Below are 25448 nucleotides of genomic sequence, written 5' to 3'. Positions count from 1 at the left end.
ACCTTATTGAAATTCTCCCGATAACGATGCAGATGGCATCTTTTTAGCGTTTAATCGCCGATTTGCATAAAGTTACATCTAAAAATATTCATTACCTTTTCTTGTATTTTATTTCCAGAGTTAACCGCTGTGAACGCAGAATAAGAGAGTAGGAAAGAGATATTTTTTGGTCTTGATAATATATTAATTGTAGTGTTTTAATATTATATCGGGAAAAATAAAAATACAATCGCGCTATTGATCACTGGTCGTTTTTTGTTCTTTAATCATTCATTCCGTGATGTGTTTATACCATATTTTAGTCATTTACTACGCAATGCCAGGGAAGTTCTCAAAGTATTATTTGTTTTGTTAATCATTTAACTATTTCTAAATATTATTTTTAGTAAATTTAAATTGTATTGGATGCGCTCTAATATCATCATGCTCGCCGCGCCAAAGAATATCATCTCACGTGACCTCAGAAATCCTATTCAATGGTGGGTTATAAGCCACTGGAAATTACACTGAAAGTTATTATATTCGGTGCCAATATGTCAGTTGGCCGACATTCTAATTATTTATGATTTAAGGACAAATAATGAGTAAGTTTGTAAAAGCTGCCGTCGCCACAGCAATGCTTATGGGGGCGCTGACTTCAGCATCGGTCGTAGCCGCAGGGAACAACGGTACAGTGAGATTTTACGGCACAATTGAAGACTCTCCGTGCTCAATTGTTCCTGACGACCATAAGCTGGAAGTGGATATGGGGAGCATCGGTACCGGTTCTTTAACGGGTGGCAAAACTACCACACCAAAAGATTTCCAGATTCGTTTACAGGATTGCAATTTCAATACTGAAACAACGATGACCACGACGTTTACCGGTAATCCGTATTCCGGTAACCCAAATAACTATTCCCTGTCTAACCTGGATAATGGCACCGAAGTTCCAAACGTAAGTCTGGTGATTGGCGACCAACGTGGTACTGGTTATGACCTGGGTGAAGGCATCGATCAGGCCATCGCGATGGACAGTTCAACGGGTAAAGGCAAACAGAAACAAACGCTGAAATTTAAAGCCTGGTTAGTAGGTGAAACTGCAGCGGTAACACCAACTCCGGCTCCGTTTGAAACGCTAACAACGTTCCAGATCACGTATCTCTAATGTGCCCCCCCATAACTGTAAAGTTATGGGGTTTTTAAATAAAAGATAACTAAAACATAATAATTACGGATGGATACGTAAATGCCCGAACATTCTTTTCTCCGTTTACGGGGGCTTTCGTGGTGGATTGCTCTGGCAATTTCCGGAAGTCCATTTAATGCCCTGGCAGATGATACCATTCAGTTTGATGCCCGATTTCTTGAGTTAAAAGGGAATACCAAAATTGATTTGGGTCGATTTTCCCAAAAAGGTTATGTTGAACCCGGTAAATATAATTTACAGGTTCATGTAAATAACCAATCCTTACCTGATGAATACGATATCTACTGGTACGCAGTCGAAAACAATCCTGATAAATCGTATGCCTGCTTACCGCCTGAACTGGTTGCTCAGTTAGGCTTTAAAGAAGATATCACGAAGAATTTGCAATGGATTCGTGATGGTCAGTGTCTGAATACTGAACCGTTAAATGGCATGGAAATTACTGGCGATTTAAGCCAGTCAGCTCTCGTGATTTCTTTGCCGCAGGCTTATCTTGAATATGCCGACAGTGAATGGGATCCGCCTTCACGCTGGGATGAAGGTATTCCCGGTCTTATTGCCGATTACAGTATCAACGCCCAGACCCGGCATGAAGAGGGTGGGGATGATACTAACGATATCAGCGGTAATGGTACGGTTGGCGTTAACGTTGGCCCGTGGCGTCTGCGTGCCGACTGGCAGAGCGACTATCAGCATACCCGCAGTAACGATGACGGCGATGTTAACGATAGCGGCACGCAAAAAAGCTGGGAGTGGAGCCGTTACTACGCCTGGCGCGCCTTGCCGTCATTAAAAGCCAAACTTTCGCTGGGCGAAGATTACCTCAACTCCGATATTTTTGATGGCTTCAGTTACATTGGCGGTAGCATCAGCACCGACGATCAAATGTTGCCGCCAAACCTTCGCGGCTACGCTCCGGATATTTCCGGCGTCGCGCATACCACTGCGAAAGTGACCGTAACGCAAATGGGGCGCGTCCTTTATGAAACCCAGGTCCCCGCAGGCCCATTCCGTATTCAGGATATTGGTGATTCGGTATCTGGCACGCTGCATGTCCGCATCGAAGAACAAAACGGTCAGGTGCAGGAATATGACGTCAGCACGGCTTCTATGCCGTTTCTGACCCGACCGGGCCAGGTGCGATATAAAGTGGCGATGGGCCGCCCGCAAAACTGGGATCATCACGTCGAAGGGAGTTTCTTCTCAGGAGGCGAAGCGTCATGGGGGATCGCCAATGGCTGGTCACTTTACGGCGGCGCATTAGCGGATGAAAACTATCAGTCAGCAGCGATTGGGCTTGGGCGCGATTTGGCGCTGTTCGGCGCGTTAGCGTTTGATGTTACCCACTCCCGTACTCGTTTTGACGACAACAGCGTATACGGCAACAAAACGCTGGACGGTAACTCTTATCGTGTCAGTTATGCCAAAGATTTTGATGAACTCAACAGCCGTGTGACCTTTGCTGGATATCGCTTCTCTGAAAAAAACTACATGACCATGAGCGAATACCTGGATGCCAACAACGCCGATCGGGCGCGCACGGGTAACGACAAAGAGATGTATACGGTCACTTACAACCAGAACTTCAGGGATGCGCGTGTTTCGGTCTATCTCAACTATTCCCATCACACCTACTGGGACCGCGAGGATCAAACCAACTACAACATGATGCTTTCTCATTATTTCAATATGGGAAGCATCAGAAACATGAGCGTTTCTCTGACCGGTTATCGCTATGAGTATGACAACCGCGCCGATAAAGGTATTTATCTTTCCTTAAGCCTGCCGTGGGGTGACAGCAGCACCATCAGTTACAACGGCAACTATGGCAGCGGTGCCGACAGCAGTCAGGCGAGTTTGTACCATCGAATTGATGATGCCAGCCACTATACGCTGAGTGCAGGCACCAGTGAAAACCACGCCAGTGTGGATGGCTATTACAGCCATGATGGCACGATGGCAAAAGTTGACCTGAGTGCCAACTATCATGAAGGGCAATACACTTCCGCGGGTATTTCTTTACAGGGCGGGGCGACGCTGACTGCCCACGGCGGCGCGCTGCATCGCACGCAAAACATGGGCGGCACGCGTTTGCTGATTGATGCCGATGGCGTTGCCAATGTGCCAGTAGAAGGCAACGGTGCCGCTGTTTATACCAACATGTTTGGTAAAGCCGTGGTGGCCGATGTTAACGACTACTACCGTAATCAGGCTTATATCGATTTGAATAACCTGCCAGAAAATGCTGAGGCTACCCAGTCGGTGGTCCAGGCGACGCTAACGGAAGGTGCCATTGGTTATCGTAAATTTGCGGTGATCAGTGGACAGAAAGCAATGGCGGTATTGCGATTGCAGGATGGTAGTCATCCGCCATTTGGTGCGGAAGTAAAAAATGTTAATAAACAGCAGGTTGGTCTGGTTGATGATGAAGGTAATGTCTATCTGGCGGGTGTTAAACCGGGTGAACGCATGACGGTATCCTGGGAGGGAGAATCCCACTGCGATATCAGTCTGCCGGACCCGCTACCGGATGATCTCTTCAATGGCTTGCTGTTGCCATGCCAGCAAATTGGCGGAAGTGCTCCCGTAATGTCACATGATATTCAGCCCGTCATTCAGGAGCAGACACAACAGGTGACACCAATGGAACCGCCAATGTCTGTTTCATCGAATTAATAACGTGATTAAGGAATGATCCATGTCTAAACATATCTCTTCAAAAAAGATCGTCACTGCATTGACGTTGATGGCGGCGGTTGCAAGTTTTTACGCACAGGCTTCAGTGACGCCCGACCGTACACGTTTGATTTTTAACGAAAGTGAGAAATCTATTAGTGTCACCCTGCGTAATAACGATCCTAAACTTCCTTACCTGGCGCAAAGCTGGATTGAAGATGAAAAGGGTAACAAGGTGAGTTCGCCATTAGCTGTTTTACCCCCTGTACAGCGTATTGATGCGATGATGAACGGTCAGGTGAAAATTCAGGGATTGCCAGATATCCACAAATTGCCTGCCGATCGCGAAACGATGTTCTACTTTAACGTTCGCGAGATCCCGCCTAAATCGAATAAAGCTAACACGCTGCAAATTGCTCTGCAGACACGTATCAAACTTTTCTGGCGTCCTAAGGCACTGGAAAAAAGCAGCACACAAACTCCCTGGCAGCATAAAGTGACCCTAACCCGCAGCGGCCAGGAATTTACCGTCAATAACCTAACGGCATATTACGTCATTATCAGCAACGCCAGTACGCAGAAAAATGGCAATCCAGCGGCGGGTTTCTCGCCGTTAGTCATGCCGCCCAAAACCAACGCCCCGTTAAACGTGAAAATGGATAGCACACCAGTGCTGACCTATGTCAACGACTATGGCGCGCGTATGCCGCTCTTTTTTACCTGTAATGGCAATAGCTGTCAGGTTGATGAAGCACGAAGTAGCAAAGGCTGATTCCAGGAGAATCCTATGAGAAAGATGTTTCTGGTTAAATTGCTGCTGGTGTTTGGCGTGGTGATCCACCCTGCGGTAGGCGGAGAATCTAAAACCGTTGATCTGACATTGCGAGTGCTGGTCGATGCTCCGCCACCTTGTTCGGTAACGGGCAGTGCTGTGGAGTTTGGTGAAGTGATCATCAAAAATATCAATGGCAACAACTATCGCATGAATGCTGAATACAAACTGGACTGTAAAGGAAGTCAGAGTAGCGACCTGCAAATGCAGTTTAAGGGCGCGACTACCACAATTAATGGCGAAACAGTGTTGAGTACGGGAATTTCTGGATTTGGGATTCGTATTGAAAATGCGGCTGATAATTCGCTGTTTCCTATTGGTGAAAACAACTGGACGCCTTTTAACATCAACAGCCAACCGAAGCTGAAAGCGGTGCCAGTAAAAGAGAGTGATGTATCACTCACGGCATCGGAATTTAACGCCAGTATGACTATGGTGGTGGATTACCAATGAAACGACTCGTTTTTTTTGTGATTTGCGGTTGCTGTGGCGTGGTACAGGCGGCAACACCAGACATTACTTTTCACGGAACTTTGGTATCACCGCCAGTTTGCACCATTAGCGGCGGGAAAACCATTGAAGTGAATTTTGGGGACATCCTTATTAATGACATTGACGGCGTTAACTTTCGCCAGACTGTGCCCTATGAGATCACCTGTGATTCTGGTGTTCGTGATGCGGTTTGGGAGATGACGCTTACCTGGAAAGGGACACCCACCAATTACAATACGTCAGCAGTTCAGACCAGCGTTACCGATCTAGGCATTGAAATGCAACAAAACGGCAGTCCGTTTGAGCTGGATAAACCTTTAAGTATTGATCCTGCCAGCCCCCCAACGCTCAAAGCGGTACCGGTGAAAGCCAGCGGCGCGGCGTTAGGAGACGGAGCATTTTCAGCTTATGCCACGCTACAGGTGGATTACCAATGAAAACTCAAGAATATGTTCTCGCAACGTTGCTGGGGAGTTTAATGCTGACCTGTGCTGTGACGGTGCTGGCGGCTGACAACCTGCACTTTTACGGCAACTTATTGAATAAAACCTGTACGCCGGTAGAGACACAAGGATTGCTGGCAGAAGTGCAGTTTTCTACGGTGAGTACACAAGATTTAATGGTCGCCGGGCAGTCGGCCCGTGTGCCGGTGGTTTTTCAACTGAAAGACTGTAAGGGACCAGCGTCATACAACGTAAAGGTAACCTTGACCGGTACGGAAGATAGCGAACAGCCGGGTATCCTGGCTCTGGATGCGTCATCGGGTGCGCAGGGAGTAGGTATAGGTATGGAAAAAAACGACGGCACACCTGTCTCTATCAACAGTACTACTGGTGCGACCTTTGTACTTAATAACGGCAACAATAGTCTACATTTTCGCGCCTGGTTACAGGCAAAAAGCGGTCGTGATGTGACTCCCGGCAATTTTACCGCCCAGCTAACCGCAACGTTTGAGTACCTTTAAAATGAAAAAATTACGCCATTTTTTTCGCTTACTAGTATTGATGCTAATGGTACCCACCGCGATGGCATCAACATTTCGTGATATGCACACGTTCATGGGTTATGCCGGTAATTTTAATACCGCAATCTGGTATGAGCTTAATGTCCAAACCATATCAGGTGTCTATCAGGGAACATATCACCAGGAGGGTTATACTCTTCTGACCGGAGATATTCCGAATATATCCTGGAATGGGCCATTGCCAGCACCCAAAATTAATGTGAAAAGTGCTGGTTATGTTGACCCATCGAATTGTCCAGGGCTGCCGAGCTCGGGAGATTTTGATTGTAGCAAAGTGATCATGGACATCATCGTTGACGGAGATCCTGGAGGCTGTCCCTGGATAGTGACCAGTAATATCAAATCACAAACAAGATCGACTGGTGCTGTTTACCTGGGGCCTTCAGCGTTTAACTCCACCTGTCCGCCAGTACCTTTAGACCCTTATGATGTTTCCTGGAGCCCAAATTCGGTAGAGCGTAGCAAGCTGTTATCATTGAAATCCACGGGAGGGGTAATCGAAAATACACTCTCTACCTTTTTGATGAAGGATGGCAAGTTGTGTGATGGTAGCCAATTTAACGAGAGTGGCGCATTTTGTCGTTTTGTATCGCAAATGATCACTTTTACGTCATATGGTTGTACCGATAACAAAGTGACAACCATACCAAACCGACATGCGATAACAGACAAACGACTGCATGATATTGTGGTGCGTGTCGATACCACTACACCGCAACCTATAGATTCCACTTGCCGATTCCAGTATGTGCTGAATATGTTGTAGCGACCAAACCGGATACGGCGTTTATGTCGTATCCGGTTTAGCATTCAGGGCAACTCCGGTGGCAGCCACTCTTCCACTTCAATCAACACCAGCAACGCCGCATCACCACCGTACTCTTTCGGTGCCTGGTGAAACGCCATCACATGCGGATGTTGCGCCAGCCACAGTGGTGTTTGTTGCTTCAAAATATGCTTACCGTGTCCATGCATCACGCAGGCACAAAATACATGTTCACGGCGGCAGGCGGCAATCAACGCCCCTAGTTCCTGCTTGGCTTGTAGCTGCGTCAAACCGTGCAAATCCAAAAACAGCTCCGGCGAATAATCACCGCGTCGCAGTTTCTTCGCCTCAAAATGACTCACATCCGGGCGGACATATTTCACCGGGCCTTCGGTATTTAATAACGGCTGAAACTCATCTGAGAAATAATGGCTGGCATCAGCCTGTTCCTGAATCAACCGCTTTACTGGCACTTCGCTGATTTTCTTACGCTGCGGTCGGTGGACAATCGTGTCCTGCTTAATCTTGCGAGTCCCCGCCATCAACTGGCGAAACAGAGCCTGGTCCTCCTCGCTAAGTGTTGTTTTCTTTTTCATCTATGCATCTCTATTTTTTATTTTCCTACAGTTTACCCGACTCGCAGCCCAATCGATCGGACAAAACATAATTTTCCTGCGTCATCGCCGCGTGAATGCTGATTTATCGTCATCTTCATGGCAAACTAGCCGCCGAAATTATTGCGATCATGCCCTGGAGGAATACGTGGATAAAATTTTCGTCGATGAAGCAGTAAATGAACTGCAAACCATTCAGGACATGTTGCGCTGGTCGGTTAGCCGCTTCAGCGCGGCAAATATCTGGTACGGTCACGGCACCGATAACCCGTGGGATGAAGCCGTGCAACTGGTGTTGCCGTCGCTCTACCTGCCGCTGGATATTCCGGAAGATATGCGCAATGCGCGTCTGACCTCCAGCGAAAAACACCGCATTGTTGAGCGCGTGATCCGCCGCGTCAACGAACGCATTCCGGTGGCTTATCTGACCAACAAAGCGTGGTTCTGCGGCCATGAATTTTACGTCGATGAACGTGTGCTGGTGCCGCGCTCGCCGATTGGTGAACTGATCAACAATAAATTTGCCGGACTTATCAGCAAGCAACCGCAGCACATTTTAGATATGTGTACCGGGAGCGGCTGCATTGCCATTGCCTGCGCTTATGCCTTCCCGGAAGCGGAAGTCGACGCGGTGGATATTTCTCCCGACGCGCTGGCGGTTGCCGAACAGAACATCGAAGAACACGGCCTGATCCACAACGTCATCCCGATTCGTTCCGATCTGTTCCGTGATTTACCGAAAGTGCAGTACGACCTGATCGTCACTAACCCGCCGTATGTCGATGCGGAAGATATGTCCGACCTGCCAAATGAATACCGTCACGAGCCGGAACTGGGCCTGGCATCTGGCACCGACGGCCTGAAACTGACGCGTCGCATTCTCGGTAACGCGGCAGATTACCTTGCTGATGATGGCGTGCTGATTTGTGAAGTCGGCAACAGCATGGTACATCTTATGGAACAATATCCGGATGTTCCGTTCACCTGGCTGGAGTTTGATAACGGCGGCGATGGTGTGTTTATGCTCACCAAAGCGCAGCTTATTGCGGCACGTGAACATTTCGCGATTTATAAAGATTAAGTAAACACGCAAACACAACAATAACGGAGCCGTGATGGCTGGAAACACAATTGGACAACTCTTTCGCGTAACCACTTTCGGCGAATCGCACGGGCTGGCGCTCGGCTGCATCGTCGATGGTGTTCCGCCAGGCATTCCGCTGACGGAAGCGGACCTGCAACATGACCTCGACCGTCGTCGCCCTGGGACATCGCGCTATACCACCCAGCGCCGCGAGCCGGATCAGGTCAAAATTCTCTCCGGTGTTTTTGAAGGCGTTACTACCGGCACCAGCATTGGCTTGTTGATCGAAAATACCGACCAGCGTTCTCAGGATTACAGCGCAATTAAAGACGTTTTCCGCCCAGGCCATGCTGATTACACCTACGAACAAAAATACGGTCTGCGCGATTATCGCGGCGGCGGACGTTCTTCCGCCCGCGAAACCGCCATGCGTGTGGCGGCAGGGGCGATTGCCAAAAAATATCTCGCCGAGAAATTTGGTATTGAAATTCGCGGCTGCCTGACCCAGATGGGCGACATTCCGCTGGAAATCAAAGACTGGTCGCAGGTCGAGCAAAATCCGTTCTTCTGCCCGGACCCGGACAAAATCGAAGCCTTAGATGAACTGATGCGCGCGCTGAAAAAAGAGGGCGACTCCATCGGCGCGAAAGTCACAGTTGTAGCAAGTGGCGTCCCTGCCGGACTTGGCGAACCAGTATTTGATCGTCTGGATGCAGATATCGCCCATGCGTTGATGAGCATTAACGCGGTGAAGGGCGTGGAAATAGGCGATGGTTTTGACGTGGTGGCGCTGCGCGGCAGCCAGAACCGCGACGAAATCACCAAAGACGGTTTCCAGAGCAACCATGCAGGCGGCATTCTCGGCGGTATCAGCAGCGGGCAGCAAATCATTGCCCATATGGCGCTGAAACCGACCTCCAGCATTACCGTGCCGGGGCGCACCATTAACCGCTTTGGCGAAGAAGTTGAGATGATCACCAAAGGCCGTCACGATCCTTGCGTCGGGATCCGCGCAGTGCCGATCGCTGAAGCGATGCTGGCGATCGTTTTAATGGATCACCTGTTACGACAACGGGCGCAAAATGCCGATGTGAAGACTGATATTCCACGCTGGTAAAAAATGAACAAAACCGCGATTGCGCTGCTGGCCCTGCTTGCCAGTAGCGCCAGCCTGGCAGCGACGCCGTGGCAAAAAATAACCCAACCTGTGCCGGGTAGCGCACAATCGATAGGCAGTTTTTCCAATGGTTGTATCGTCGGCGCTGACACGTTGCCGATACAGTCCGAACATTATCAGGTCATGCGTACCGATCAGCGTCGCTATTTCGGACACCCGGATCTGGTGATGTTTATCCAGCGCCTGAGTAGCCAGGTGAGCAATCTGGGCATGGGTACGGTGTTGATTGGCGATATGGGAATGCCTGCTGGTGGGCGTTTCAACGGCGGTCACGCCAGCCACCAGACCGGACTGGATGTCGATATCTTCCTGCAACTGCCGAAAACACGCTGGACCTCCGCGCAGCTCTTGCGCCCGCAAGCACTGGACTTAGTTTCCCGCGACGGTAAACACGTTGTCTCCACGCTGTGGAAGCCAGAAATTTTCAGCTTGATCAAACTCGCCGCCCAGGACAAAGACGTTACGCGCATTTTTGTTAATCCGGCGATTAAACAACAACTTTGCCTTGATGCGGGCACCGATCGCGACTGGTTGCGCAAAGTGCGACCCTGGTTCCAGCATCGCGCGCATATGCATGTACGATTACGTTGTCCTGCCGATAGTCTGGAGTGTGAAGATCAACCTTTACCGCCACCGGGCGATGGTTGCGGGGCAGAACTGCAAAGCTGGTTTGAACCTCCAAAACCGGGAACAACAAAGCCTGAGAAGAAGACACCGCCTCCGTTGCCGCCTTCCTGCCAGGCGCTACTGGATGAGCACGTGATCTAATGGAAACGTTTAATAGCCTGTTTATGGTTTCCCCGCTGCTGCTGGGAGTTCTCTTTTTTGTCGCCATGCTGGCGGGATTTATCGATTCGATTGCCGGTGGCGGTGGGTTACTCACTATTCCGGCATTGATGGCGGCGGGGATGTCTCCGGCTAACGCGCTGGCAACCAATAAACTGCAAGCCTGCGGTGGCTCTATTTCCGCCACTATCTACTTTATTCGCCGCAAAGTGGTTAGTTTAAGCGATCAGAAACTCAATATCGCCATGACCTTTGTCGGCTCAATGAGTGGCGCACTGCTGGTGCAATACGTTCAGGCCGATATATTACGGCAGATATTGCCCATCCTCGTGATTTGCATCGGCCTCTATTTCTTGCTGATGCCAAAGCTGGGTGAAGAAGATCGCCAGCGCCGTATGTACGGCCTACCTTTCGCGTTAATTGCCGGTGGCTGCGTCGGTTTTTACGATGGATTCTTTGGCCCGGCAGCCGGTTCGTTTTACGCACTGGCCTTCGTTACGCTGTGCGGTTTTAACCTCGCCAAAGCCACCGCTCACGCCAAATTACTCAACGCAACGTCGAACATCGGCGGTTTGCTGCTGTTTATTCTCGGGGGCAAAGTGATTTGGGCGACGGGCTTTGTGATGCTGGTGGGGCAGTTCCTCGGGGCGCGCATGGGTTCAAGACTGGTGTTGAGCAAAGGACAAAAGCTGATCCGCCCGATGATCGTTATCGTCTCAGCGGTGATGAGTGCCAAATTACTTTATGATAGCCACGGACAGGAGATCCTCCACTGGTTGGGGATGAACTAATGAACAGTACACACCACTATGAGCAGTTGATTGAAATTTTTAATAGCTGCTTTGCCGATGATTTTAATACCCGTCTGATTAAAGGCGACGACGAACCGATCTATCTTCCTGCTGATGCGGAAGTACCGTATAACCGAATCGTCTTTGCTCATGGCTTTTATGCCAGCGCAATTCATGAGATTTCGCACTGGTGTATTGCCGGGAAAGCGCGCCGTGAGCTGGTTGATTTCGGTTACTGGTATTGCCCGGACGGTCGCGATGCCCAAACGCAAAACCAGTTTGAAGATGTTGAAGTGAAGCCGCAGGCGCTCGACTGGTTGTTCTGCGTGGCAGCTGGATATCCGTTTAACGTCAGTTGCGACAATCTGGAAGGCGACTTCGAACCGGATCGTGTGGTGTTTCAACGGCGGGTACATGCGCAGGTGATGGATTATCTGGCTAACGGTATTCCAGAACGTCCGGCACGCTTAATTAAAGCATTACAAAATTATTATCACACGCCGGAAATTACGGCGGAACAGTTCCCGTGGCCGGAAGCGCTCAACTGAAGCCGGCGCCACGTTTTACAATGAGGAAAGAAGATGATCGCGGAGTTTGAATCACGCATTCTGGCATTAATCGACGGTATGGTTGACCATGCCAGTGATGATGAGTTGTTTGCCAGTGGGTATTTGCGTGGCCACCTGACATTAGCTATCGCAGAACTGGAAAGTGGTGATGACCACTCCGCTCAGGCGGTACATACAACCGTTAGTCAGAGTCTGGAAAAAGCCATTGGTGCCGGTGAATTGTCGCCGCGTGACCAGGCGCTGGTAACCGATATGTGGGAACACCTGTTTCAGCAGGCGTCACAGCAGTAAGTTGCGGCGTCTGGAGCACCATGCCTGATGCGACGCTTATCGCGTCTTATCAGGCCTACACGTCACACGAGGTCGGATAAGGTGTTCACGCCGCATCCGACATTGGGTGCACCATGCCTGATGCGACGCTTACCGCGTCTTATCAGGACTACATGTCACACGTAGGTCGGATAAGGCGTTCACGCCGCATCCGACATTGGGAGCACCATGCCTGATGCGACGCTTATTGCGTCTTATCAGGCCTACAGGTCACACGAGGTCGGATAAGGCGTTCACGTCGCATCCGACAAACAATGCCAAAGCAGATTACCCCGCCTTAACCGCTTTACCTTTCAACAACTTCCGCACCCATAACCTATTCGGATTTAACGCCGCCAGCGTACTGGCATCCATCGGAATCGGTTCTTCACTCATCTGTGCCGCCAGAATTTCGGCGCACAGTGGGGCAGAACACAAACCACGCGAACCCAAAGCAGCAAGCATAAAGAGATCGTCATAAATCGGCGCGCTTACCGCCTCATCTTTTTGCTCCGTCAGCGACGCATATTCCACGAGTGTAGCGTCATAATCAGGCACGTTGCCTACCATTGGCAGATGATCGCGGGTGGCACAACGCACACCGCAGCGCGCCTCTTTATCACTGACATCAACCGCTTTCGCCCATTGTGCCTGCGGGAAACAATCAATCAATCGCTGGCGATTCTGCAGCTGATCTTCCTCACTGTATGCCGTCTCTTCGCTGCCGCGATGATAACTGGCACCAATACAATGGTGTTGATTCGCCGGATTTTGTGGCGTGAGATAACCGTCATAGCACAGCACCTGCTTCAGTTTTGCCAGTTCCGGCGTTGTCGGAATGTGGCTGACCTGACCAGCAACTGAATACACTGGCAGAGACGACGTTTGGCTGAAACGGCTGATTTGATGCCCATTCGCCAGTACCACTACACTATGCGTCGCTTGCTGATCACCTGCAAAATTCAACAACCAACAATCATCCTTACGGGATAAATTCTGCAATCGGTGGTTATAACGATTCTGCAAACCTTGCTGTTGCGCCAGTTCCAGCACATTACGGGTCAGTTCCGCCGGACACAGCCAGCCACCTTGCGGATAAGTAATACCGCTGCAATTTGTCGCAACGCCCGTAATTTGTTCAACCGCATTTGTCTCAACGGCTATGGCCAACTCTGCGGGTAAATCCATCGACAGCATCTGTGCGATTTTATGCTGGCTTTTCTCATCCCAGCCTAACTGCGTTACGCCGCACCAGTCATGATCAAATTTAACGGGTAATTGGTCGTAAAGCCGACGAGCAAAAGTAAATGCATTAGAGAAAAAGCGGTTTAGCGCCTCATCGTGTTTACTTAAAAGCGGATACAGCGCCCCCTGGCGATTGCCGGAAGCACCCAGCGCGGGGGCCTCATCCGCGCAATAAAGCGTTACCTGCCAGCCGCGACGTAATAGTGCCAGCGACAACAACGCGCTGGCAATGCCGCCGCCGATAATTGCCGCTTCCCGTTTGCGGCTGCCCGTACGATTAAACCACGGTGTGGAGCAGGGGAGTGGTAATGTCTGTTCCATCACTCCGCAAAGCATTTCCCGTTTGCGCCCAAAGCCCTTACGCTTTTGCATGGTGAATCCGGCTTCCTGCAAACCGCGGCGGACAAAACCAGCAGAAGTAAATGTCGCCAGCGTGCCGCCCGGACGCGCCAGTCGTGCCATGGCGTTAAACAGATTTTGCGTCCACATATCCGGGTTTTTTGCGGGCGCGAAGCCGTCCAGAAACCAGGCATCTACTTTTTGATTTAGCGAATCGTCCAGTTGGCTGGTCAGTTCGTTTATATCGCCAAACCATAAATCCAGCGTTACGCGGCCTTCATCGAGCAATAAACGATGGCAACCGGGCAGGGGCAAAGGCCACTGCGCCTGAAGCTGTTCCGCCCACGGCGCAAGTTCCGGCCAGTGTTGGTGCGCTAGCGCTAAATCCGCACGGGTGAGGGGAAATTTCTCAAAACTTATAAAGTGGAGGCGCTTTAACTGCGCCTGTGGACGCGCTTCGCGAAACTGATCAAATGCCTGCCAAAGCGTCAGGAAGTTTAATCCGGTGCCGAAGCCGCTTTCTGCTACCACAAACAGAGGATGTGGATGCTCAGGAAAGCGTGCCTCTAATTGGTTACCCCCAAGAAAAACATAACGCGTCTCTTCCAGTCCGTTATCGTTGGAAAAATAGACATCGTCAAAATCTCGGGAAACAGGTGTACCCTCAGCATTAAATTCAAGGTTGGCAGGTTGTATGGAGTAGTGTTTCACGTAAGTTACTCGTCTTACAGGCGGTGGCTCGATCTTAGCGATGTGTGCCAGGCTGCGCAAATTTCTCTATTAATTGGCTGATCGGACTTGTTCGGCGTACAAGTGTACGCTATTGTGCATTCGAAACTTACTCTATGTGCGACTTACAGAGGTATTGAATGAAACGTGCAGTGATTACTGGCCTGGGCATTGTTTCCAGCATCGGTAATAACCAGCAGGAAGTCCTGGCATCTCTGCGTGAAGGACGCTCAGGGATCACTTTCTCTCAGGAGCTGAAGGATTCCGGCATGCGTAGCCACGTTTGGGGCAACGTAAAACTGGATACCACTGGCCTCATTGACCGCAAAGTTGTGCGCTTTATGAGCGACGCATCCATTTATGCATTCCTTTCTATGGAGCAGGCAATTGCAGATGCTGGCCTCTCCCCGGAAGCTTACCAGAATAACCCGCGCGTTGGCCTGATTGCAGGTTCCGGCGGCGGTTCTCCGCGTTTCCAGGTGTTCGGCGCTGACGCAATGCGCGGCCCGCGCGGCCTGAAAGCGGTTGGCCCGTATGTGGTCACTAAAGCGATGGCATCTGGCGTTTCTGCCTGCCTCGCCACGCCGTTCAAAATCCACGGCGTTAACTACTCCATCAGCTCCGCGTGTGCGACTTCCGCACACTGTATCGGTAACGCAGTAGAGCAGATCCAACTGGGCAAACAAGACATCGTGTTTGCCGGCGGCGGCGAAGAGCTGTGCTGGGAAATGGCCTGCGAATTCGACGCAATGGGCGCGCTGTCTACCAAATACAACGACACCCCGGAAAAAGCCTCCCGTACTTATGACGCTCACCGTGACGGTTTCGTTATCGCTGGCGGCGGCGGTATGGTGGTGGTCGAAGAACTGGAACACGCGTTGGCACGTGGTGCTCATATCTACGCTGAAATCGTTGGCTACGGCGCAACGTCTGATGGCGCAGACATGGTTGCTCCGTCTGGCGAAGGCGCAGTGCGCTGCATGAAGATGGCGATGCACGGTGTTGATACCCCAATCGACTACCTGAACTCCCACGGTACTTCGACTCCGGTTGGCGACGTGAAAGAGCTGGCGGCTATCCGTGAAGTGTTCGGCGATAAGAGCCCGGCGATTTCTGCAACCAAAGCAATGACCGGTCACTCTCTGGGCGCTGCGGGTGTGCAGGAAGCTATCTACTCTCTGCTGATGCTGGAACACGGCTTTATCGCCCCGAGCATCAACATTGAAGAGCTGGACGAGCAGGCTGCGGGTCTGAACATCGTGACCGAAACGACCGATCGCGAACTGACCACCGTGATGTCTAACAGCTTCGGCTTCGGCGGCACCAACGCCACGCTGGTAATGCGTAAGCTGAAAGATTAATTCGGAGTAGGTCGGATAAGACGCGTCAGCGTCGCATCCGACGATACGCGGCAATGTCGCATCCGGCACTAACGCAAAAGGGAACCCGATGGTTCCCTTTTTCACATCATTGACAATCGCCGCCTGTTCCAGGCAAACTTCCCGTTTTGTCGATTTCCTTCTGAAAAGACGTACGCGTTAAATCCTGCCAACGCACCGTAACCCTGAAAACCAGAGAGATGAGACGGGGAGACTCCTCGCCTTGCGCTGCATTCTGGAGTAATGCATGACTGCTGTAAGCCAAACAGAAACACGATCTTCTGCCAATTTTTCGCTCTTCCGCATCGCTTTTGCGGTTTTTCTAACTTACATGACCGTAGGGCTGCCGTTGCCGGTTATCCCGCTGTTTGTTCATCATGAACTGGGCTATGGCAACACCATGGTCGGGATTGCCGTCGGCATTCAGTTTCTGGCTACGGTGCTGACGCGTGGCTACGCCGGACGACTGGCCGATCAATATGGTGCAAAACGTTCGGCGCTTCAGGGCATGTTCGCCTGTGGTCTGGCTGGCGGCGCGCTGCTGCTGGCGGCGCTTTTGCCTGTCTCCGCACCAATTAAATTTGCCCTGCTGGTCGTCGGGCGTTTGATTCTTGGTTTTGGCGAAAGCCAGTTACTGACGGGCGCTTTGACCTGGGGATTGGGCATTGTCGGGCCAAAACACTCAGGCAAAGTGATGTCGTGGAACGGAATGGCGATTTATGGCGCACTGGCGGTGGGCGCACCGCTTGGCTTGTTGATTCATAGCCATTACGGTTTTGCCGCACTGGCGCTTACGACAATGGCATTGCCCCTGCTGGCGTGGGCTTGTAACGGCACAGTACGCAAAGTACCGGCAATGGCGGGAGAACGTCCATCACTGTGGAGCGTTGTCGGACTTATCTGGAAACCGGGTCTTGGTCTGGCGCTTCAGGGCGTTGGCTTTGCGGTTATCGGAACCTTTGTATCGCTCTACTTTGCCAGCAAAGGATGGGCGATGGCAGGTTTTACACTCACCGCATTTGGCGGCGCATTTGTCGTGATGCGCGTCATGTTCGGCTGGATGCCAGACCGTTTTGGCGGCGTGAAAGTGGCGATTGTCTCTTTGCTTGTCGAAACGGTAGGTTTGTTGCTGCTCTGGCAAGCGCCTGGCGCGTGGGTGGCGTTAGCCGGTGCGGCGTTAACCGGGGCAGGGTGTTCACTTATCTTCCCGGCGCTTGGTGTGGAAGTGGTTAAGCGCGTTCCGTCTCAGGTTCGCGGTACTGCGCTCGGCGGTTATGCGGCGTTTCAGGATATCGCCCTCGGTGTTTCCGGGCCACTGGCAGGTGTCCTGGCGACCACATTTGGCTACTCGTCGGTATTCCTTGCCGGGGCGATATCGGCGGTGCTGGGGATTATCGTGACGATACTGTCATTTCGTCGTGGTTAACTCAATAACCAGACCAATATCACGATGATGGCGGTCAGCAATATCCACAGGCTGGGGCGCATGGCCATTTCTTGCATCGTGTTAATGAATGGCGTAAAGGGATTGAGCAACGGTTGAATATCTCGCGGTTCAATCCCATTCACCCGCCGTTGATAAAGCTGGTTGAGGATATCCTCGGCCTGTGCGGAAGTCAGGGCTGAATGCTGAGAAAGGCCATATTTTTGCTCAACATAGCTCGATAATACTGTCAACTCGCTGGCATCCAGTGGCTGTTTTAGCGCCATCTGAAGCGACTCCAGTGTCGGTGTATTTTGCTGACTTAACACCTGGCGTGCCTGCAACCAGGTAACCAGGTGGGTAAACATTTTGGCCGGGATCAACTCTCCATTTTTTACCCCAGAAAGTTCCAGCATAGATTGCCAAATCTGTTTGCTGGGTTCTCCTGTTGCCGCCGCGAGTTTAGTCACCAGTTGCTTAAGCGTATTGTGTTCTGCCGGTAGCAAAGGGCGATCAGTCGCCTGGCGCTGTTGCGGCTGCGGGATAACCATCTTCCCTTCCTGTAACAGCGTCAGGACGGTTTTTAATTGCTCCGGTGAGAGTTGATTCAGCGGCGTCTGACCAAAGTTATGACGAATGTAATCTGTGACCGCCTGACGATTATTCCCCAGCCGTAAGTACTCGCTCAATTGCGCCAAAAGCTGGCGGACAGAATGGCTTTCTTGCGCGGCCAGTAAACGTTGTGCAAGGTTTTGTTCTGCGGCGGGGAAATTGCGTGAAAGTAACGGTGAATCACCCGGCAGACCGATGTCGTGCTTTATACCAGCCCACAATTCCGCGCTCTGCTGTTGCGTCAGCGAAGTCACTTTGGTTATCAAACTTTCCAGCACTGTACGTTGCAAGCTGGATAAAGGCTGATTGCCTGCGCCAGACGACAGTTTATCCCCCTGACCCGGTGGTTGCCCAGGAGGGGCGGAAATTGGTTGTATCATTACGTATCCTTATACCTGAAATCATCGCAAGTATGCCTGGCCGCGAGATTATGGCACACTTGTCCGGTTAACTCTCGTTCTCATACAGGTACCACAAACGTGAAAATCCTTGTTGATGAAAATATGCCTTATGCCCGCGAATTATTTAGTCGTCTGGGGGAGGTGAAAGCGGTTCCGGGGCGTCCAATTCCAGTTGCTGAACTGGATGATGCAGATGCTTTGATGGTGCGTTCGGTCACGAAAGTGAATGAATCTTTGCTGGCAGGAAAACCAGTAAAATTTATTGGCACCGCGACCGCGGGGACGGACCATGTCGATGAAGCGTGGTTAAAGCAGGCGGGAATTGGTTTTTCTGCTGCACCTGGCTGCAATGCGATTGCGGTAGTGGAATATGTTTTCTCGTCACTGCTGATGCTCGCCGAACGCGATGGATTTTCACTGCACGAGCGTACCGTGGGGATCGTGGGCGTCGGCAACGTCGGGCGACGTTTACAGGCGCGGCTGGAAGCGTGGGGGATCAAAACCTTACTTTGCGATCCACCTCGCGCCGATCGTGGGGATGAGGGGGATTTCCGTCCTCTTGATGAACTGGTCGCGCAGGCAGACATTCTGACTTTCCATACTCCACTCTTTAAAGATGGTCCGTACAAAACGCGGCATCTGGCGGATGAAAAACTGATTCGCAGCCTGAAGCCGGGGGCAATTCTGATTAACGCCTGCCGTGGTGCCGTTGTCGATAATACGGCACTGCTAACCTGCCTGAATGAAGGTCAGAAGTTAAGCGTGGTGCTGGATGTCTGGGAAGGCGAGCCAGAACTCAACGTCGAGCTGCTGCAAAAAGTGGATATCGGCACGCCGCATATCGCGGGCTACACCCTCGAAGGTAAAGCGCGTGGCACAACGCAAGTGTTTGAAGCCTACAGCAAGTTTATTGGTCATGAACAGCACGTGGCGTTGGATACTTTACTGCCCGCGCCGGAGTTTGGCCGCATTACGCTGCATGGTCCGCTCGATCAGCCGACGCTAAAAAGGCTGGTGCATTTGGTGTATGATGTGCGCCGCGACGATGCGCCGTTGCGTAAAGTCGCCGGAATACCGGGTGAGTTCGATAAACTGCGCAAAAATTACCTTGAGCGCCGTGAATGGTCGTCTCTGTATGTGATTTGTAATGACGCCAGTGCGGCATCATTACTGTGTAAACTGGGTTTTAACGCCGTTCATCATCCGGCTCGTTAATCTCTTCTTCATGCTCTCTGCTGTAACATAGGCAGGGAGCTTTGCATTTTCTGGAGTAAACCACCATGTCTGAAGGCTGGAACATTGCCGTCCTGGGCGCAACTGGCGCTGTGGGCGAAGCCCTGATTGAAACGCTGGCTGAACGTCAGTTCCCGGTTGGGGAAATTTATGCACTGGCACGTAACGAAAGCGCAGGCGAACATCTGCGCTTTGGTGGTAAGACAATCACCGTGCAGGATGCTGCCGAATTTGACTGGACGCAGGCGCAACTGGCGTTTTTTGTCGCAGGCAAAGAAGCGACCGCGACCTGGGTTGAAGAAGCAACCAACTCAGGCTGCCTGGTTATCGACAGCAGCGGATTGTTTGCTCTCGAACCAGACGTACCGCTGGTGGTGCCGGAAGTAAACCCGTTTGTACTTGCTGATTACCGTAACCGTAATGTTATCGCCGTACCGGACAGCCTGACCAGCCAGCTGCTGGCCTCTCTGAAACCGTTAATCGATCAGGGCGGATTGTCGCGTATTAGCGTTACCAGCCTGATTTCAGCCTCCGCCCAGGGCAAAAAAGCGGTCGATGCGTTAGCGGGGCAGAGTGCGAAATTGCTCAACGGCATTCCGATTGACGAAGAAGATTTCTTCGGACGTCAGCTGGCGTTCAACATGCTGCCGTTACTGCCGGACAGGGAAGGTAGCGTGCGTGAAGAACGTCGTATCGTCGATGAAGTGCGCAAAATCATGCAGGACGAAGGGCTGATGATTTCGGCAAGCGTCGTGCAGGCACCAGTATTTTACGGTCACGCTCAGATGGTCAACTTTGAAGCTCTGCGTCCGCTGGCGGCAGAAGAAGCGCGTGATGCCTTTACCCAGGGCGAAGATATTGTGCTCTCTGAAGAGAACGAGTTTCCTACTCAGGTGGGTGACGCTTCCGGTACGCCGCATCTTTCTGTGGGCTGCGTGCGCAATGATTACGGTATTCCAGAGCAAATCCAGTTCTGGTCGGTGGCCGATAACGTCCGTTTTGGCGGCGCACTGATGGCAGTGAAAATCGCCGAGAAACTGGTGCAGGAGTATCTGTACTAATGTCCGACCAGCAACAACCGCCAGTTTATAAAATTGCGCTGGGCATTGAGTACGACGGCAGTAGGTATTACGGCTGGCAACGGCAGAACGAAGTCCGCAGTGTGCAGGAGAAGCTGGAAAAGGCGCTCTCCCAGGTGGCGAACGAGCCCATCACCGTCTTCTGCGCCGGGCGTACTGACGCAGGCGTACACGGCACCGGGCAGGTAGTGCATTTCGAAACCACCGCGCAGCGCAAAGACGCCGCGTGGACATTAGGCGTAAATGCGAATTTACCTGGTGACATCGCCGTGCGTTGGGTTAAAGCTGTACCTGATGATTTTCATGCCCGATTTAGCGCCACGGCTCGCCGTTATCGCTACATCATCTACAATCATCGGCTGCGCCCGGCAGTGCTGAGTAAAGGTGTGACCCACTTCTACGAACCGCTGGATGCCGAACGGATGCATCGGGCTGCGCAATGCTTGTTGGGCGAGAATGATTTCACCTCATTTCGCGCGGTGCAGTGCCAGTCCCGAACGCCGTGGCGCAACGTTATGCATATTAACGTCACGCGACATGGTCCTTATGTGGTGGTAGATATCAAAGCGAATGCCTTTGTACATCATATGGTGAGGAATATTGTCGGTAGCCTGATGGAAGTAGGCGCCCACAACCAGCCAGAGAGTTGGATAGCAGAGCTGTTAGCGGCAAAGGACAGAACGCTGGCGGCAGCAACGGCGAAAGCGGAAGGGCTGTATCTGGTTGCGGTAGATTACCCTGACCGATTTGATCTTCCAAAACCGCCAATGGGCCCGCTGTTTCTGGCGGACTAATGAGAATAATGCTCTAAAAATTTCAGGCTGTAGCCAATGCAGTTACAGCCTGAGAAATGAAGAGTACAAGGCATAGGCAATTATGGACCTGATTTATTTCCTCATCGATTTTATTTTGCATATTGATGTGCATCTGGCGGAACTGGTCGCAGAGTACGGCGTCTGGGTTTATGCCATTCTGTTTTTGATTCTGTTCTGTGAAACCGGGCTTGTGGTAACGCCATTCCTGCCTGGTGATTCGTTGCTGTTTGTCGCTGGCGCGTTGGCATCTCTGGAGACTAATGATCTCAACGTCCATATGATGGTGGTACTGATGTTGATTGCTGCAATTGTGGGTGATGCGGTCAACTACACCATTGGGCGGTTATTTGGTGACAAACTGTTCAGTAATCCGGATTCGAAAATTTTTCGTCGTAGTTATCTTGATAAGACTCATCAGTTTTACGAGAGACATGGCGGCAAAACAATTATTCTCGCCCGTTTTGTACCGATCGTCAGAACGTTCGCGCCGTTCGTTGCGGGAATGGGTCACATGTCGTATCGTCATTTCGCCGCTTTTAACGTGATTGGTGCACTGTTGTGGGTACTGATTTTTACCTACGCAGGTTATTTCTTCGGCACGCTCCCCTTCATTCAGAGTAACCTTAAACTGATGATTGTTGGCATTATTTTTGTTTCAATATTGCCTGGGGTTTTCGAATTTATTCGTCACAAACGCGCTGCAAAATAAAAAGTAACTCCGCGGTTCGACCACTTTTTTATCCAAAGTTTCGGGCTGTTATGTTTTAATGTGCAACATTCATGGTCTGTTGGGGGCAAAAATGGCATTATGCGTCCCCAAAGATAAAACTGGCATCGAACCAGGTTCAGACAGAAAGGTCCCTAATGAGCTGGATTGAACGAATTAAAAGCAACATTACTCCCACCCGCAAGGCGAGCATTCCTGAAGGTGTGTGGACTAAGTGTGATAGCTGCGGTCAGGTTTTATACCGCGCTGAACTGGAACGTAATCTTGAGGTCTGTCCGAAGTGTGACCATCACATGCGTATGTCGGCGCGTAACCGCCTGCATAGCTTGTTAGATGAAGGCAGCCTTGTGGAGCTGGGTAGCGAGCTTGAGCCGAAAGATGTGCTGAAGTTCCGTGACTCCAAAAAGTATAAAGACCGTCTGGCCTCTGCGCAGAAAGAAACCGGCGAAAAAGACGCGCTGGTGGTGATGAAAGGCACTCTGTATGGTATGCCGGTTGTCGCTGCGGCATTCGAATTCGCCTTTATGGGCGGTTCAATGGGTTCAGTGGTTGGCGCTCGTTTCGTGCGTGCCGTTGAGCAAGCGCTGGAAGATAACTGCCCGCTGATCTGCTTCTCCGCTTCTGGTGGCGCACGTATGCAGGAAGCGTTAATGTCGCTGATGCAGATGGCGAAAACCTCTGCGGCACTGGCGAAAATGCAGGAGCGCGGGTTACCGTACATTTCTGTACTGACCGACCCGACTATGGGCGGTGTTTCTGCAAGCTTCGCGATGCTGGGCGATCTCAATATTGCTGAACCGAAAGCGTTAATCGGCTTTGCCGGTCCGCGCGTTATCGAACAGACCGTTCGCGAAAAACTGCCGCCAGGATTCCAGCGCAGTGAATTCCTGATCGAGAAAGGCGCCATCGATATGATCGTCCGTCGACCGGAAATGCGCCTGAAACTGGCGAGCATTCTGGCGAAGCTGATGAATCTGCCAGCGCCTAATCCTGATGCGCCGCGTGAAGGCGAAGTGGTGCCACCGGTGTCGGATCAGGAACCAGAGGCCTGATAACTGATAAGGGCAGGGCCACTGGCTCTGCCCTTTTGCTATTTATTTTCCCCGTAACGAATCAGCGGATACCATGATTATCAAACGCACTCCTCAAGCCGCGTCGCCTCTGGCTTCGTGGCTTTCTTATCTGGAAAACCTGCACAGTAAAACTATCGATCTCGGCCTTGATCGCGTCAGCCAGGTTGCGGCGCGTCTTGGCGTCCTTAAACCTGCACCGTTTGTGTTTACCGTAGCGGGAACTAATGGCAAAGGCACGACCTGCCGTACGCTGGAGTCGATTCTGATGGCGGCAGGGTACAGGGTGGGGGTCTACAGTTCGCCGCATCTGGTGCGTTATACCGAGCGCGTTCGTATACAGGGCAAAGAACTGGCGGAGTCGGCCCATACGGCTTCTTTTGCCGAGATTGAGGCCGAGCGCGGCGATATTTCTCTGACTTATTTTGAATACGGTACGCTGTCGGCATTGTGGTTGTTCAAAGAGGCGCAACTCGATGTGGTGATTCTGGAAGTAGGTCTGGGCGGTCGTCTGGATGCTACTAACATTGTCGATGCTGATGTTGCCGTGGTGACCAGTATCGCGCTGGATCATACCGACTGGCTGGGGCCAGATCGTGAAAGCATTGGTCGTGAGAAAGCGGGGATCTTCCGCAGCGAAAAACCGGCAATCGTCGGTGAACCGGAAATGCCTTACACCATTGCCGATGTAGCACAGGAGAAAGGCGCACTGTTGCAACGTTGTGGCGTTGAGTGGAATTATTCCGTCACTGACCATGACTGGTCATTTACCGATGCTCACGGCACGCTGGCGGGATTACCGTTGCCACTTGTCCCGCAACCGAATGCCGCAACGGCGCTGGCGGCACTGCGTGCCAGCGGCCTGGAAGTCAGTGAAAAGGCAATTCGCGACGGTATCGCCAGCGCAATTTTGCCTGGACGTTTCCAGATTGTGAGCGAGACGCCACGCGTTATTTTTGATGTCGCCCATAATCCTCATGCGGCGGAATATCTTACCGGACGCATGAAAGCGTTACCGAAAAACGGGCGCGTGCTGGCGGTTATCGGTATGCTACATGATAAAGATATTGCCGGAACACTGGCCTGGTTGAAAAGCGTGGTTGATGACTGGTATTGTGCGCCACTGGAAGGGCCGCGCGGTGCCACGGCAGCACAACTGCTTGAGCATCTGGGGAACGGCAAACCATTCGATAGCGTTGCGCAGGCATGGGAAGCCGCAATGGCGGACGCTAAACCGGAAGATACCGTGCTGGTGTGTGGTTCGTTCCATACGGTCGCACATGTCATGGAAGTGATTGACGCGAGGAGAAGCGGTGGCGAGTAAGTTTCAGAATCGGTTAGTTGGCACTATTGTGCTGGTAGCTCTGGGAGTTATTGTGCTTCCAGGATTGCTTGATGGGCAGAAAAAACATTATCAGGATGAGTTTGCAGCGATCCCGCTGGTGCCGAAAGCGGGCGATCGTGACGAACCAGATATGATGCCAGCCGCCACTCAGGCGTTGCCGACACAGCCGCCAGAAGGCGCTGCAGAAGAGGTGCGGGCAGGTGATGCCGCAGCGCCTTCGCTCGATCCGACAACCATTGCGGCCAATAATACCGTGTTTGAACCGGAGCCTGCACCGGTCGCTCCACCGAAACCGAAACCGGTGGATCCGCCTAAGCCGAAGGTTGAAGTGCCGCCCCCGCCGAAGCCAGAACCGAAGCCGGTTGTTGAAGAAAAGGCAGCGCCGACGGGTAAAGCCTATGTTGTGCAACTGGGCGCGCTGAAAAATGCCGATAAAGTGAATGAGATTGTCGGTAAGCTGCGTGGCGCGGGATATCGGGTTTATACTTCGCCGTCAACGCCAGTGCAGGGTAAAATCACCCGTATTCTCGTGGGGCCAGATGCCTCAAAAGATAAGCTGAAAGGATCGCTTGGCGAACTGAAGCAGATCTCTGGTTTGAGCGGCGTGGTTATGGGCTACACGCCGAATTAATACGGTTTTACCTGATGTGACGCTGGCGCGTCTTATCAGGCCTGTGCTGGAGCAGAACCGTAGGTCGGATAAGGCGTTTACGCCGCATCCGACAGCCGTTGCCTGATGTGA

General features: G+C 51.7%; 25 protein-coding genes. 22 read left to right on the top strand and 3 right to left on the bottom strand.

Annotated elements, in window-relative coordinates:
- Positions 1–580 precede the first annotated feature (580 nt).
- The 7 genes from AACS80_RS18280 to AACS80_RS18250 all read left to right on the top strand — a co-directional run bounded on the left by AACS80_RS18280 (position 581) and on the right by AACS80_RS18250 (position 6979).
- A complete protein-coding gene (locus AACS80_RS18280; RefSeq protein WP_135410224.1) occupies positions 581–1147 on the top strand; it encodes a fimbrial protein in 567 nt (188 codons plus the stop codon).
- An 81-nt stretch (positions 1148–1228) separates the two neighbouring features.
- Positions 1229–3865, top strand: a complete 2637-nt coding sequence (locus AACS80_RS18275) for a fimbrial biogenesis outer membrane usher protein (protein WP_138183911.1) — start codon at positions 1229–1231, stop codon at positions 3863–3865.
- Between the two features lie 22 nt (positions 3866–3887).
- A complete protein-coding gene (locus tag AACS80_RS18270) occupies positions 3888–4637 on the top strand; it encodes a fimbria/pilus periplasmic chaperone (RefSeq protein ID WP_138183910.1) in 750 nt (249 codons plus the stop codon).
- Positions 4638–4652: 15 nt separating this feature from the next.
- Entirely contained in the window at positions 4653–5150 is a 498-nt protein-coding gene (locus AACS80_RS18265) for a fimbrial protein (protein ID WP_135410222.1), read from the top strand.
- Positions 5147–5626, top strand: coding sequence for a fimbrial protein (locus tag AACS80_RS18260; RefSeq protein WP_138183909.1), 480 nt, complete (start codon positions 5147–5149; stop codon positions 5624–5626). The genes AACS80_RS18265 and AACS80_RS18260 overlap by 4 nt, the downstream gene beginning before the upstream one ends.
- A 41-nt stretch (positions 5627–5667) precedes the next feature.
- On the top strand, positions 5668–6153 hold the full coding sequence (locus AACS80_RS18255; protein WP_240730956.1) for a fimbrial protein: 486 nt from the start codon (positions 5668–5670) through the stop codon (positions 6151–6153).
- Position 6154: 1 nt separating this feature from the next.
- A complete protein-coding gene (locus tag AACS80_RS18250; RefSeq protein ID WP_138183907.1) occupies positions 6155–6979 on the top strand; it encodes a StfH/YfcO family fimbrial adhesin in 825 nt (274 codons plus the stop codon).
- A gap of 44 nt (positions 6980–7023) precedes the next feature.
- Here AACS80_RS18250 and smrB read toward each other — a convergent pair whose 3' ends face one another.
- Positions 7024–7575, bottom strand: coding sequence for an endonuclease SmrB (gene smrB / locus AACS80_RS18245; protein ID WP_000730806.1), 552 nt, complete (start codon positions 7573–7575; stop codon positions 7024–7026).
- A 166-nt stretch (positions 7576–7741) separates the two neighbouring features.
- Between smrB and prmB the strand changes: the two genes are divergently transcribed.
- The 6 genes from prmB to AACS80_RS18215 are packed head-to-tail and all read left to right on the top strand — an operon-like array spanning position 7742 to position 12291.
- Positions 7742–8674: a 50S ribosomal protein L3 N(5)-glutamine methyltransferase gene (gene prmB, locus AACS80_RS18240; protein ID WP_130207278.1), complete on the top strand. Its 933-nt coding sequence runs from the start codon at positions 7742–7744 to the stop codon at positions 8672–8674.
- A gap of 34 nt (positions 8675–8708) precedes the next feature.
- Positions 8709–9794: a chorismate synthase gene (gene aroC / locus AACS80_RS18235; RefSeq protein ID WP_001353064.1), complete on the top strand. Its 1086-nt coding sequence runs from the start codon at positions 8709–8711 to the stop codon at positions 9792–9794.
- A gap of 3 nt (positions 9795–9797) precedes the next feature.
- Positions 9798–10622: a penicillin-insensitive murein endopeptidase gene (gene mepA / locus AACS80_RS18230; RefSeq protein ID WP_001043821.1), complete on the top strand. Its 825-nt coding sequence runs from the start codon at positions 9798–9800 to the stop codon at positions 10620–10622.
- Positions 10622–11431, top strand: coding sequence for a sulfite exporter TauE/SafE family protein (locus tag AACS80_RS18225; protein WP_064526496.1), 810 nt, complete (start codon positions 10622–10624; stop codon positions 11429–11431). Before mepA ends, AACS80_RS18225 begins: the two co-directional genes overlap by 1 nt.
- Entirely contained in the window at positions 11431–11979 is a 549-nt protein-coding gene (gene epmC / locus AACS80_RS18220; protein ID WP_135410219.1) for an elongation factor P hydroxylase, read from the top strand. Before AACS80_RS18225 ends, epmC begins: the two co-directional genes overlap by 1 nt.
- 33 nt (positions 11980–12012) lie before the next feature.
- Complete coding sequence (locus AACS80_RS18215; protein ID WP_000559761.1) at positions 12013–12291, top strand: YfcL family protein; 279 nt, start codon at positions 12013–12015, stop codon at positions 12289–12291.
- A 306-nt stretch (positions 12292–12597) separates the two neighbouring features.
- Here AACS80_RS18215 and mnmC read toward each other — a convergent pair whose 3' ends face one another.
- Positions 12598–14604, bottom strand: a complete 2007-nt coding sequence (gene mnmC / locus AACS80_RS18210) for a bifunctional tRNA (5-methylaminomethyl-2-thiouridine)(34)-methyltransferase MnmD/FAD-dependent 5-carboxymethylaminomethyl-2-thiouridine(34) oxidoreductase MnmC (protein WP_135410218.1) — start codon at positions 14602–14604, stop codon at positions 12598–12600.
- A 158-nt stretch (positions 14605–14762) separates the two neighbouring features.
- Here mnmC and fabB point away from each other — a divergent pair, with 158 nt between their 5' ends.
- Together fabB and AACS80_RS18200 are read left to right on the top strand one after the other, a co-directional pair.
- On the top strand, positions 14763–15983 hold the full coding sequence (gene fabB / locus AACS80_RS18205) for a beta-ketoacyl-ACP synthase I (RefSeq protein ID WP_000817178.1): 1221 nt from the start codon (positions 14763–14765) through the stop codon (positions 15981–15983).
- 265 nt (positions 15984–16248) lie between these two features.
- Positions 16249–17427 carry an MFS transporter gene (locus AACS80_RS18200; protein ID WP_130207268.1) on the top strand — a complete coding sequence of 393 codons (1179 nt, stop codon included), beginning with the start codon at positions 16249–16251 and terminating at the stop codon, positions 17425–17427.
- Here AACS80_RS18200 and flk read toward each other — a convergent pair.
- Positions 17424–18416: a flagella biosynthesis regulator Flk gene (flk, locus tag AACS80_RS18195; RefSeq protein WP_131162049.1), complete on the bottom strand. Its 993-nt coding sequence runs from the start codon at positions 18414–18416 to the stop codon at positions 17424–17426. The two genes, AACS80_RS18200 and flk, sit on opposite strands and share 4 nt — an antisense overlap.
- A gap of 99 nt (positions 18417–18515) precedes the next feature.
- Here flk and pdxB point away from each other — a divergent pair, with 99 nt between their 5' ends.
- The 7 genes from pdxB to dedD all read left to right on the top strand — a co-directional run bounded on the left by pdxB (position 18516) and on the right by dedD (position 25337).
- Positions 18516–19652 (top strand): 4-phosphoerythronate dehydrogenase PdxB, encoded by a 1137-nt coding sequence (gene pdxB / locus AACS80_RS18190; protein WP_130207264.1) that lies wholly within the window; start codon positions 18516–18518, stop codon positions 19650–19652.
- Positions 19653–19717: 65 nt separating this feature from the next.
- A complete protein-coding gene (locus tag AACS80_RS18185; RefSeq protein WP_130207262.1) occupies positions 19718–20731 on the top strand; it encodes an aspartate-semialdehyde dehydrogenase in 1014 nt (337 codons plus the stop codon).
- Positions 20731–21543 (top strand): tRNA pseudouridine(38-40) synthase TruA, encoded by an 813-nt coding sequence (truA, locus tag AACS80_RS18180; protein ID WP_001283597.1) that lies wholly within the window; start codon positions 20731–20733, stop codon positions 21541–21543. Before AACS80_RS18185 ends, truA begins: the two co-directional genes overlap by 1 nt.
- An 82-nt stretch (positions 21544–21625) precedes the next feature.
- A complete protein-coding gene (locus tag AACS80_RS18175) occupies positions 21626–22273 on the top strand; it encodes a DedA family protein (protein ID WP_130207260.1) in 648 nt (215 codons plus the stop codon).
- 155 nt (positions 22274–22428) lie between these two features.
- Positions 22429–23343: an acetyl-CoA carboxylase, carboxyltransferase subunit beta gene (gene accD, locus AACS80_RS18170; protein WP_135410217.1), complete on the top strand. Its 915-nt coding sequence runs from the start codon at positions 22429–22431 to the stop codon at positions 23341–23343.
- Positions 23344–23416: 73 nt separating this feature from the next.
- Entirely contained in the window at positions 23417–24685 is a 1269-nt protein-coding gene (gene folC / locus AACS80_RS18165) for a bifunctional tetrahydrofolate synthase/dihydrofolate synthase (protein WP_130207258.1), read from the top strand.
- Positions 24675–25337, top strand: coding sequence for a cell division protein DedD (dedD, locus tag AACS80_RS18160; protein WP_130207256.1), 663 nt, complete (start codon positions 24675–24677; stop codon positions 25335–25337). Before folC ends, dedD begins: the two co-directional genes overlap by 11 nt.
- Positions 25338–25448: the final 111 nt, after the last annotated feature.

Source organism: Escherichia sp. E4385 (assembly GCF_963883145.1).
Taxonomy (GTDB): domain Bacteria; phylum Pseudomonadota; class Gammaproteobacteria; order Enterobacterales; family Enterobacteriaceae; genus Escherichia.
The sequence above is the reverse complement of the archived record's forward strand: the minus strand, read 5'-3'. Positions and strand labels throughout refer to the sequence as shown.